Below are 10,885 nucleotides of genomic sequence, written 5' to 3' on the forward strand. Positions count from 1 at the left end.
CACGGATTATACGGGGAGTGCGCGCGAAGTCCGGCCGCCCGCGGCCCGGGCCGCGCAGCCCGGCGCCAGGCGCCCCGCGCCGGTCGGATCAGCCGGTCGGATCGCCCGGCCGGATCAGCCCCCGCGCGCCAGCAGGCCGCGCGCCATCAGGTTCGCGTAGAGCGCGCGCACGCCGAAGGTCCAGGGCGGGATTTCCGTGGACAGCTGCACCTCGTTCACGAGCGCGCCCAGGCGCTCCGAGGCAATCACCACCCGGTCGCCCGCCACGTGCGTGAACCCGGTGCCCGGCCCCTTGCGATCCTTGGTGGGCGAGAACATCGTGCCCAGGAACAGCATGAAGCCGTCAGGGTACTGATGGTGCGCGCCGTGGGTCTGGCGCACCAGGTCCAGCGGGTCGCGGCTGATCTCGCGCATGTGGCTGACGCCGTCCAGCGTGAAACCGTCGGGGCCTTCGATGTGCAGCGAGACATCGGCCCCCCGGACGCTATCCATCGTGAATCCGCCATCGAACAGCCGGATGAACGGCCCGATGGCGCAGGAGCCGTTGTTGTCCTTGGCCTTGGTCAGGAGCAGCGCGCTGCGGCCTTCGATGTCGCGCAGGTTTACATCGTTGCCCAGCGTGGCGCCGACCACTTCGCCCCGGCTGTCGACGGCCAGCACGATCTCGGGTTCGGGATTGTTCCACTGCGACTCGGGCAGCACGCCGATTCGCGCGCCAAAGCCCACCGAGGCCATGGGCGGCGTCTTGGAGAAGACTTCGGCGTCGGGGCCGATACCCACTTCCAGATACTGCGACCACTGCCCGCGCTCGAGCATTTCGGCTTTCAGGCGGATGGCCTCGGGCGATCCCGGGCGCAGCCGGGACAGATCGGAGCCGATCAGCGCCTGCATGCGCACGCGGATTTCCTCGGCGCGGCCGGCGTCGCCGCCCGCCTCTTCCTCGATCAGGCGCTCCAAGAGGCTGATGGCAAACGTGACGCCCGCCGCCTTCACCGGTTGCAGGTCGCAGGGCGCCAGCAGATGCGGCCCTTGCGCTCCATGCAGCGTGGCATCCATGAGCGCGTGCGCGTCACCCAGGGATTCGCCCTTGGCTTCGCGCGCAAGCGACACGCGGTCGGGATGGTCCAGCAGGTCGGACACGGTCGGCGCCGTGGCCGTGATATCGACGACCTCTCCCCCACGCACCACGACCACGCTCGGGCCGCCGACGGGGTCGGGCCGCCACACGCGGCCCACGAGCAAGGCATCGGACAGATCGGCGGGCAGCAGGTTACTGGGGTTCATGGCGTCTCCTCGCGTTGGTGCCCTGCCGGCGGCGGGCTCGTGTTCTGTGCCGGCTGGCCCGGCATGGCGCAGCCAGTCTAGGAGAGTTCATTTATCATGTCCAACATCTTGAATATCTGTCCAATATATTGGAATCATGGCCGCCGATTACGACGTTCCCGCCATCCGCCGCACCCACGACATCCTGCGCGTGCTGGCCGGCCGCCCCGCTCCGGTAAAGGCCGCGGAGCTGGCCCGCGCCTGCCAGATGCCAAAGAGCACGCTGTACCTGTTGCTGGACTGCCTTGAGCAACGCCGCTGGGTCGAGCGCCTGGACGGCGGCTATATCGTCGGACTGGAACTGATGGCGCTGGGCGCCGCGTACCTGCGCCACGATGGACTTCAGACGGCCTTTCACCAGGCGGCCGGCGCCTTCGTGGCCCGCTGCAACGAGGTCGTGCAACTGGCCGCGCTCGATGGCTTTGATGTGGTCTACCTGGCTCGGGAGGACGCGCGCCGGCCCGTGCGGCTGGTGTCGGACCTGGGTCTGCGGCTGCCCGCACACGCGTGCGCGCTGGGCAAGGCCCTGCTGGCCAGCCTGCCGCCCGACGACCTGGCCGCCCGGCTGCCCGAGGCACTGCCCCGCGTCACCGACCGCACGATCGCCGATGCCGCCCACCTGCACCGCGAATTGGACGACGTGCGGCGCCAAGGCCTGGCCCACGACCGGGAGGAAGTCGCCACCGGTCTCGTGTGCTTTGCAGCCTTCGTCGGCGTGACCCCTCTGGGCAAGCGGGTGGCGGTCAGCACGTCCATTCCCACCGACCGCCTGGACGACGCCCACCGGCAAGCCGCCACGGAAGGCATCCGCCGCGTGGCGCGCGACATTGCGCTGCGCGTGATTCCGGGCGCCTGAAGCCTGCACGCCACACCTAAGCCCTTAGCCTGCAACAGCTTTTTGACTTTCCAAAAGTCCCGGGCTAATATCTCGGATTCGGTCAGCAATGGCCGAATTACGTCGGTTGTTCGTGCACGCCGCCTGGCATCATCGCAAGTCCTGTTTCAGCGGATTTGCGGCTAGTACAAGCGCTAGTACCAGCACTGGTACGGCAGGCCAGCACGGCATTCTTGCCCAGCAGGGCAGGCAGCACGAACGAACCCATTTACCTATTTAAGGAATACCCCATGTACGCGGTCGTAAAAACCGGTGGCAAGCAGTATCGCGTTGCCGCTGGCGAAAAACTCAAGATAGAACAGATACCGGCTGACATTGGGCAAGAAATCACCCTGGACCAAGTGCTGTCCGTGGGCGAAGGCGACCAACTGAAAGTTGGCACGCCCCTCGTCTCCGGCGCCGTGGTCAAGGCAACGGTTCTTGCGCAAGGCCGCCACGACAAGGTCAAGATCTTCAAGATGCGCCGTCGCAAGCACTATCAGAAGCGTCAGGGCCACCGTCAGAACTACACCGAAATCCGCATCGAAGCCATCACGGCTTAAGAAGCGACTCGGTACCACTTAGCAGGAGCTAAACATGGCACAGAAAAAGGGCGGCGGCTCTACGCGGAACGGACGCGACTCAGAATCGAAGCGTCTGGGCGTCAAGGCATTCGGCGGCGAATTGATTCCCGCTGGTTCGATCATCGTGCGTCAGCGCGGTACTCGCTTCCACGCTGGCGTGAACGTCGGCATGGGCAAGGACCACACCCTGTTCGCGCTGGTCGACGGCAAGGTTCAATTCGGCTTCAAGGGCGCATTGAACAAGCAGACCGTTTCGATCGTCGCTGCCGAGTAATCGGTTGGCAAGCCCGCGGACTTCACGTCCGCGGTCGCATACGGTCTGGGACGCGGTCCGCCGCAGTTCCCGAACGGCAAAAGCCCTGTCGCGTGCGGCAGGGCTTTTTTGTTTGAAGGCAATTGGCGAGTAAGCTCTCTTTTGCCTCCCGGCGGCTCCCCGTGTGGACGCCCGCCCTCACCCACTACACGCGCATACACCATGAAATTCGTAGACGAAGCCACCATTGAAGTGGTCGCCGGCAAAGGCGGCAATGGCGTGGCGAGCTTTCGCCGCGAAAAATTCATTCCCCGTGGCGGCCCCGACGGCGGCGACGGCGGCCGTGGCGGCACCATCTACGCTGTTGCCGATCGCAACATCAACACGCTGATCGACTTCCGCTACGCACGCCTGCACCGCGCCAAGAACGGCGAAAACGGCCGCGGCTCGGACCAATACGGCGCTGCCGCCCCGGACATCACCCTGCGCGTGCCGGTGGGCACGATCATCCATGACGCCGAAACCGGCGAAGTCCTGTTCGACCTGAACAAGCACGAACAGAAGGTTGTGCTGGCCGCCGGCGGCCAGGGCGGCATGGGCAACATCCACTTCAAGTCCAGCGTGAACCGCGCGCCCAAGCAATGGACACCCGGCAAGGAAGGCGAACACCGCTACCTGCGCATGGAACTGAAGGTGCTGGCCGACGTGGGCCTGCTGGGCCTGCCCAACGCCGGCAAGTCGACGCTGATCACCCGCATTTCCAATGCGAAGCCGAAGATCGCGGACTACCCCTTCACCACGCTGCACCCGAACCTGGGCGTCGTGCGCACGTCGCCGTCGCGCAGCTTCGTCGTGGCCGACATTCCGGGTCTGATCGAAGGTGCCTCCGAAGGCGCCGGCCTGGGCCACCTGTTCCTGCGCCATCTGGCGCGTACCCGCGTGCTGCTGCACCTGGTGGACGTGTCCACGCCGGATCCGGACGCCGATCCCGTCGAGCAGGCCGTCGCCGACGCGCGCGCCATCGTCGAGGAACTGCGCCGCTATGACGCCGACCTGGCCGCCAAGCCGCGCTGGCTGATCCTGAACAAGCTGGACATGGTGCCGGACCCCGAGGACACCAAACGCCGCTTCCTTGAGCTCTACGGCTGGACCGGTCCGGTGTTCGGCATCTCGGGCCTGTCGGGCGAAGGCACGCAGGACCTGATCTACGCGCTGCAGGACTACCTGGACGCCGAGCGCGAAAAGGAACAGCTTGCGCAGGATCAGGCCGAAGGCACCTACGTGGCGCCGGACCCGCGCTTTGACGACACGCGCACCGACGCGGACAAGCCGGCCGCGCCGCGCGGCGGTAACGAATAAGCCATAATCGCAGTCCTTTCGATTACGCTTTTTTTCGCCGCAGCCGGCCGCCATCATGTCTGCTGAATCACCTGCCGTTTCCGTCGTCACCCACGCCCAGCGCATCGTCGCCAAAGTCGGCTCATCGCTGGTCACCAACGAAGGCCGAGGCCTGGACCGCGCCGCGGTCGCCCACTGGGCCGCACAGATCGCCGCCCTGCACAAGCAGGGCAAGCAGATCGTGCTGGTGTCCAGCGGCGCCATCGCGGAAGGCATGGCGCGCCTGGGCTGGCGCAAGCGCCCGTCCGTCATGCACGAACTGCAGGCCGCGGCAGCCGTGGGCCAGATGGGACTGTGCCAGGCCTACGAGGCCGCCTTCGCCGAACACGGCCTGCGCACCGCGCAGATTCTGCTGACCCACGAAGATCTGGCCGACCGCCACCGCTACCTGAACGCGCGCAGCACGCTGTTTGCCCTGCTGCGTCTGGGTGTCGTGCCCATCGTGAACGAAAACGACACGGTCGTGACCGACGAAATCCGGCTGGGCGACAACGACACGCTGGGCGCGCTGGTCACCAACCTGATCGAAGCCGACACGCTGGTCATCCTGACGGACCAACGCGGCCTGTACGACTCCGACCCGCGCAAGAATCCGCAAGCCAAGTTCATGTCGCACGCCCAGGCGGGCGACCCCGCGCTGGAAGCCATGGCGGGTGGCGCGGGCAGCGGCATCGGCACGGGCGGCATGCTGACCAAGGTGCTGGCCGCCAAGCGCGCGGCCCACAGCGGCGCGCATACCGTCATCGCCTCGGGCCGCGAACGCAATGTGCTGACGCGCCTGGCCCAGGGCGAGTGCATCGGCAGCGAACTGCAGGCGGTCGTGCCGGTGTGGTCGGCGCGCAAGCAGTGGCTGGCCGATCACCTGCGCCTGCGTGGCCGCGTGGTGCTGGACGACGGCGCCGTGCAGGCGCTGCTGCGCGAAGGCAAGAGCCTTCTGCCCATCGGCGTGACCGACGTGGAAGGCGAATTCGGCCGCGGCGACGTCGTGGCCTGCGTCGACAGCCAGGGCCATGAATGCGCCCGCGGGCTGATCAATTATTCGTCGGCCGACACGCGCCGCATCCTGCGCCAGCCTTCGTCGCAGATCGCGCGCATCCTGGGCAGCATGACCGAACCCGAGCTCATGCACCGGGACAATCTGGTCGTGCTGTAGGAAGGCGCGGCAGCAGGATATATCCCCACCCCCGCACCGCCAGCAACGGAAGATCGATATTGAACCGGCGCGCCTTGTTGCGCAGCCGGGACACGACCACGTCCACGCGCCTTGCGCTGTCCAGGGGATCGCGCGCTTGCGCGGGAAAGAAGCTCTCGCGATGAAGACAGTGTCCGGGCGCATTGAACAACCGGATGAGAACGGCGCGCTCGCGCAGGGTAAGCGGCAGGCGTTCGCCGCGAGGGCCCACCAGCATGCGGCCAAATGCCACGACGCGCCAGTCGCCCGGTCCGCACCGCGCGCGCCGGCACAGGCTGCGCAGCAGCGCGTCCCACTCCAGGAGCTCCATGTCCGCCGGCACGCAGGCGTCGACCCCTGCGTCCAGCGCCGCCGCGCGCTGCGCCGTGGTGGCGCCGCCGTCCTGCCACACCACCCGCGCGCCCGGCGCGGCTTGGCGCACGCGGTCAACAAGATCGGCCTTGCCGTCGCAAGGCCCTTGCACGACAAGCAGATCCGGCGCGTCACCGGACACGTGTTCGAGCAGGGCGTCCACCGATGCAAAGACGCGCGTGTCCCAGTCGAATTGGCGCAGCGCACTGGCCAGCCGCCACCCCGCAACGTCCTCGGATCGCACGATAAATACGCTGCCCCGCTCCCACATGCGGCCTTCCCTCTGTTATCACCCTAGTGTTATTTATATCCACCAACGTGACAGATCGGCAAGCTTCAATCGCCCTGTGAAAACATTCTCAGACCGACTGAAGCATGCGCGTCTTCTTCGTGGCCACACGCAGAAGGCGCTCGCCCGTCTGGTGCGCATCTCGCAAAGCGCGATCGGCAGCTACGAAAGTGGTCTGCGGCATTCAAGCCGATCCGCGCGCAAGCTGGCGCAGGTGTTGAAGATCGAAGTCGAATGGCTGGAAACCGGCAAGGGTCCCATGGAGCTTCCCCTGGACGCCTACGACCTGAGCAATACTTTGCCAGTATCAGGCGTTTCCGAGTCGGCGCCGCGCCCCGGCGGCCGGCCCCGTCCGCAGGCGCCGTGGCCCTATCCCAACATTTCACCGTCGCAATTCGAATCGCTGACGCCCGACGAACGGGCAATGCTCGAAGCGTTAACCCAGACCTTCATCGAAACGACACTGCTTCGCCGCGGCATCAAGCCACGCGGCCGCAAGATCGGCTGATCGCGGCCTCGGGCTGCGGCCCGCTGCATATCGGGCCACGCCGCGACAACGCTTCAAGATCACGACACTGCGAGCCGCATTGAACGGACCAATTTGTCCCGTTCGCGTGGTCGCCTGGCGCGCACGTTGAATGCGCCTTCCAGGACAAAAATGCAGACGAAAAAAAACCGGCCACGCAAGCCGGTTTTTTTGCGCACCCCGAGATCAGGGCTTGGCAGCGGGTGCCGGCGCGGGTGCCGTTCCGCCTGCGGCGGGCACGGCATCGCCGCGGATGCGCGCGGCGATTTCGGATGCCGCCTGGGCCGAGGGCACGCCAAAGGCCAGGACGCCACGGTTCAGGGGCTCGCCGATGAGCGGCGCGGCAACCAGTTCCTGATCGATCACCAGGGCCAGCACGCTGCCGACGTTGGCGGTGCTGACGGCGGTCAGCTTGCGGGTGCCGGCTTCGGAGAAGCGCAGACCCACGAAGTTCTGGCCTTGGCGATCCACCAGCGCGGCGGCATCGGTCAGGTCGGCGCGCGTGAGCACGGGCGTTTCCTGCAGATAGAGCTTGCCGTCCGGCAGGTTCACTTCACGCAGGCCGGCGCCGGGTTCGCGCTTGGCCAGATAGAAATCCACGCGCGCGGCGGCCGCGGGCGTGGTCGATTGCTGGCCCGCCGGGGGCGTGGCCGTGGCGTCGGACGTCTTAGTCGGGGCCGTCTTGCAACCCGCTAGCGCCAATGTCACGACTACGAGGGCGGGCGCCAATGTGCGTAGGTTCAGTTGCATGCTCGATTCCTTCTTAAGTGGGCTGATGCCGGACGGTAAGACTCTAAGACTGTACACGCGGCGTGTGGAAAAAAGTGTACCGAACCTGCATGGCGGTGTCTGTCTAGACTGAATCCAAATGTAAAGCAGTAATACCAGCCTCGTTCAAATGCCCTATCTGCGCGCGTTGCGACGGTGCTCGCAGATTGTTCAATGCGCCGCGTCCGCTTGGCTCTATACTGCGCGTTCACGCAGGGGTACTCGTCCCGCCATCGACGGCGGCGACGTGTTGAGAGAGTCCCTTCGTACCAGTACGGATAATGCCGATGCTGGGAGCGTATTCCCGCCACGCGTCTTCGCACGTACTGGGCGGGAGTCCATCCCGATCGGCTCCAACCACTCGCTTGGAGCTTTCCATGAACGCAAATCCCAAATTTTTGGCCGCGACCGCCGAAGTCGACGCTGCGGCCGTCGCACCGCTGCCCAAATCACGCCGCGTGTATGAAGTGGGCTCACGCCCGGACATCCGGGTCCCCTTCCGGGAGATCGAACAGGACGACACGCCGACGATGTTCGGCGGCGAAAAAAATCCGCCGCTGACGGTGTATGACTGTAGCGGTCCCTACACGGACCCGGACATCAAGATCGACATCCGCCGCGGCCTGCCGGAACTGCGCCGCGCATGGATCGAGGAACGCGGCGACACGGAGCTGCTGTCCGGCCCGACCAGCGATTATGGCAAGTCGCGCCTGACCGATCCGAAGCTGACGGCAATGCGCTTTGACCTGCAGCGCCCCCCGCGCCGCGCAAAGTCCGGCGCGAACGTTTCGCAGATGCACTACGCGCGCCGCGGCATCATCACGCCGGAAATGGAATACGTGGCGATTCGCGAAAGCCTGCGCCGCGAGCACTACCTGCAAACGCTGCGCGACAGCGGCCCCGACGGCGAAAAGATGGTCAAGCGCCTGCTGCGCCAGCACCCGGGCCAATCGTTCGGCGCGGCCATCCCCGCCGCTATCACGCCGGAGTTCGTGCGTGCCGAAGTCGCCCGCGGCCGCGCGATCATCCCCGCCAACATCAACCACCCGGAAGTGGAGCCGATGGCCATCGGCCGCAATTTCCTCGTGAAGATCAACGCGAACATCGGCAATTCCGCGGTCAGCTCGGGCATCGGCGAGGAAGTGGAAAAGATGACGTGGGCGATCCGCTGGGGCGGCGACACGGTGATGGACCTGTCGACCGGCAAGCACATCCACGAAACCCGCGAGTGGATCATCCGCAATTCGCCGGTGCCGATCGGCACGGTGCCGATCTACCAGGCACTTGAAAAGGTGGACGGCAAGGCCGAGGACCTGACCTGGGAAATCTTCCGCGACACGCTGATCGAGCAGGCCGAGCAAGGCGTGGACTATTTCACCATCCACGCAGGCGTGCGCCTGCCGTTCATCCCGATGACCGCGGACCGCATGACGGGCATCGTGTCGCGCGGGGGCTCGATCATGGCCAAGTGGTGCCTGGCGCATCACAAGGAGAGCTTCCTGTACGAACGCTTCGAAGAGATCTGCGAAATCATGAAGGCGTACGACGTGAGCTTCTCGCTGGGCGACGGCCTGCGCCCGGGCTCGGGCTACGACGCAAACGACGAGGCGCAGTTCGCGGAACTGAAGACGCTGGGCGAACTGACGCAGGTGGCGTGGAAGCACGACGTGCAGGTGATGATCGAAGGCCCGGGCCATGTGCCGATGCAGATGATCAAGGAAAACATGGAGCTGCAGCTGGAACACTGCCACGAGGCGCCGTTCTACACGCTGGGCCCGCTGACGACGGACATCGCCCCGGGCTACGACCACATCACGTCGGGCATCGGCGCGGCGCTGATCGGCTGGTATGGCACGGCGATGCTCTGCTACGTGACGCCGAAGGAACACCTGGGGCTGCCGAACAAGAAGGACGTGAAGGACGGCATCATCACGTACAAGATAGCGGCCCACGCGGCGGACCTGGCCAAGGGACATCCGGGCGCGGCGATCCGAGACAACGCACTATCGAAGGCGCGCTTCGAGTTCCGCTGGGACGATCAGTTCAACCTGGGTCTGGATCCGGATACGGCGAAGGAATTCCACGACGAGACGCTGCCTAAGGATTCGATGAAGGTGGCGCACTTCTGCTCGATGTGCGGCCCGCATTTCTGCAGCATGAAGATCACGCAGGATGTGCGGGATTATGCGGCGGCTCAGGGAGTCAGCGAGAAGGAAGCGCTGGCTAAGGGGATGCAGGAGAAGTCGGTGGAGTTTGTGCGGAAAGGGAGTGAGGTTTATCACCGGCAGTGAATTGTTGGCGGGGATTTAGGTTGATGGCGTGAAGGGGTTGCCGCTTGCGGCTTGCGGCTTGTGGCTTACGGCTTGATGCTTGCGGCGGATCGGGTTCTTTAGACGCCCGGCGCGTCGTGGGCCTGGGGCGGGCGGGGCTCCGATTGCGGTCCGGAGCCTTCGCTCCGGACTGCCCCGTCGTCATCCTCGTCCGCCTTCGGCTCCCTTCGGATTCCCTCGGGCGCATCTAAACGCCCCGCCCGCCCCAGGCCCACGCCACACCGGGCTTTGCAGTTGAATCTTTTCGGGCGGCGGGGGGAGTCGGGTTCTTGAGGTTCTTGCACGCAGTCGGTTGGAAGAGAAACGTCTTGCGGTGCCCGTCCCCGTTCGGCCGCGCGGGCGGCCTCCGGGGACTTACGCGGCGTCTTGCGTCGTCGCTATGACGCTTCGCGTGTGGCTGCTTCCTCTCAAGGTGTCTGACACCCTGGTGAGAGGCACTTCACGCCGAACTCACCTCCCGAGGGTGTCAGACACCAGCAGCAGCAAACGGTCTCGCCAAGTTCCGGCACGACCGCCATTGATCCTAGGGTGTCAGACACCGGCAGCAGCAAACGCTCTCGCCAAGTTCCGGCACAACCGCCATTGATCGTCAATTGAACTCCAGTGCTCGATGGGCGGCGCGCGTAGAGGTGGGCAGGTTGTAGCTGGCCGTCGACGCGCGCCGCCCATCACCGCCCCTCCCCCGTCGGAGAGCACCATTAGCAAGCCGATCCCCGCCCGCGCGCTAGCGCACATCGCCCCGACGACCAGACGCTCATATGCCGATTGCCGCCGCCCGGGCGGCAGCAATTCGGCGGCCCCGCAGATCTCCTGCCCTGTCCACAGGTCTTGAAGCGCCCCATACCAAAGACCCTCGCAGCACGGCGTCGCGGGCACCGTGGGTGCGAGCGCCGTCGATGCGCCCGAGGGAATCTGAAGGGAGCCGAAGGCGGACGAAGATGACAACGGGGCAGTCCGGAGCGAAGGCTCCGGACCGCAATCGTGGGCGATCGTGCCC

10 protein-coding genes and 1 riboswitch are annotated in these 10,885 nt (G+C 65.8%); of the genes, 7 read left to right on the top strand and 3 right to left on the bottom strand.

All coding sequences use genetic code 11. From position 1 onward, the window contains the following. Positions 1-114: 114 nt before the first annotated feature. On the bottom strand, positions 115-1,284 hold the full coding sequence (locus ASD87_RS08735; protein ID WP_056319991.1) for a fumarylacetoacetate hydrolase family protein: 1,170 nt from the start codon (positions 1,282-1,284) through the stop codon (positions 115-117). A gap of 136 nt (positions 1,285-1,420) precedes the next feature. Here ASD87_RS08735 and ASD87_RS08740 point away from each other — a divergent pair, with 136 nt between their 5' ends. The 5 genes from ASD87_RS08740 (at position 1,421) to proB (ending at position 5,585) form a co-directional block, all read left to right on the top strand. Next, positions 1,421-2,179, top strand: coding sequence for an IclR family transcriptional regulator (locus ASD87_RS08740; protein WP_056319993.1), 759 nt, complete (start codon positions 1,421-1,423; stop codon positions 2,177-2,179). Between the two features lie 269 nt (positions 2,180-2,448). Continuing rightward, positions 2,449-2,760 carry a 50S ribosomal protein L21 gene (gene rplU, locus ASD87_RS08745; RefSeq protein WP_006216228.1) on the top strand — a complete coding sequence of 104 codons (312 nt, stop codon included), beginning with the start codon at positions 2,449-2,451 and terminating at the stop codon, positions 2,758-2,760. 34 nt (positions 2,761-2,794) lie between these two features. Then, positions 2,795-3,055: a 50S ribosomal protein L27 gene (rpmA, locus tag ASD87_RS08750; RefSeq protein ID WP_006389959.1), complete on the top strand. Its 261-nt coding sequence runs from the start codon at positions 2,795-2,797 to the stop codon at positions 3,053-3,055. Between the two features lie 201 nt (positions 3,056-3,256). Next, positions 3,257-4,393, top strand: a complete 1,137-nt coding sequence (gene obgE / locus ASD87_RS08755) for a GTPase ObgE (RefSeq protein ID WP_056319997.1) — start codon at positions 3,257-3,259, stop codon at positions 4,391-4,393. Positions 4,394-4,448: 55 nt separating this feature from the next. Beyond that, a complete protein-coding gene (gene proB, locus ASD87_RS08760; protein WP_056319998.1) occupies positions 4,449-5,585 on the top strand; it encodes a glutamate 5-kinase in 1,137 nt (378 codons plus the stop codon). Here proB and ASD87_RS08765 read toward each other — a convergent pair. Then, positions 5,554-6,219, bottom strand: coding sequence for a response regulator transcription factor (locus ASD87_RS08765; RefSeq protein WP_227741319.1), 666 nt, complete (start codon positions 6,217-6,219; stop codon positions 5,554-5,556). The genes proB and ASD87_RS08765 overlap by 32 nt on opposite strands. A 103-nt stretch (positions 6,220-6,322) precedes the next feature. Between ASD87_RS08765 and ASD87_RS08770 the strand changes: the two genes are divergently transcribed. Continuing rightward, entirely contained in the window at positions 6,323-6,772 is a 450-nt protein-coding gene (locus tag ASD87_RS08770) for a helix-turn-helix transcriptional regulator (RefSeq protein WP_174245469.1), read from the top strand. Positions 6,773-6,976: 204 nt separating this feature from the next. Here ASD87_RS08770 and ASD87_RS08775 read toward each other — a convergent pair whose 3' ends face one another. Beyond that, positions 6,977-7,540: a hypothetical protein gene (locus ASD87_RS08775; RefSeq protein ID WP_056320000.1), complete on the bottom strand. Its 564-nt coding sequence runs from the start codon at positions 7,538-7,540 to the stop codon at positions 6,977-6,979. A gap of 222 nt (positions 7,541-7,762) precedes the next feature. Continuing rightward, positions 7,763-7,871, top strand: a riboswitch (TPP riboswitch). 64 nt (positions 7,872-7,935) lie between these two features. Here ASD87_RS08775 and thiC point away from each other — a divergent pair. Further along, the gene (gene thiC, locus ASD87_RS08780) at positions 7,936-9,849 is read left to right on the top strand and encodes a phosphomethylpyrimidine synthase ThiC (RefSeq protein WP_056320003.1); all 1,914 of its coding nucleotides are present in this window, start codon (positions 7,936-7,938) and stop codon (positions 9,847-9,849) included. Positions 9,850-10,885 lie beyond the last annotated feature (1,036 nt).

Origin of the sequence: Achromobacter sp. Root170, assembly GCF_001428165.1 — a bacterium.
In the GTDB taxonomy this organism is placed as follows: domain Bacteria; phylum Pseudomonadota; class Gammaproteobacteria; order Burkholderiales; family Burkholderiaceae_B; genus Achromobacter; species Achromobacter mucicolens.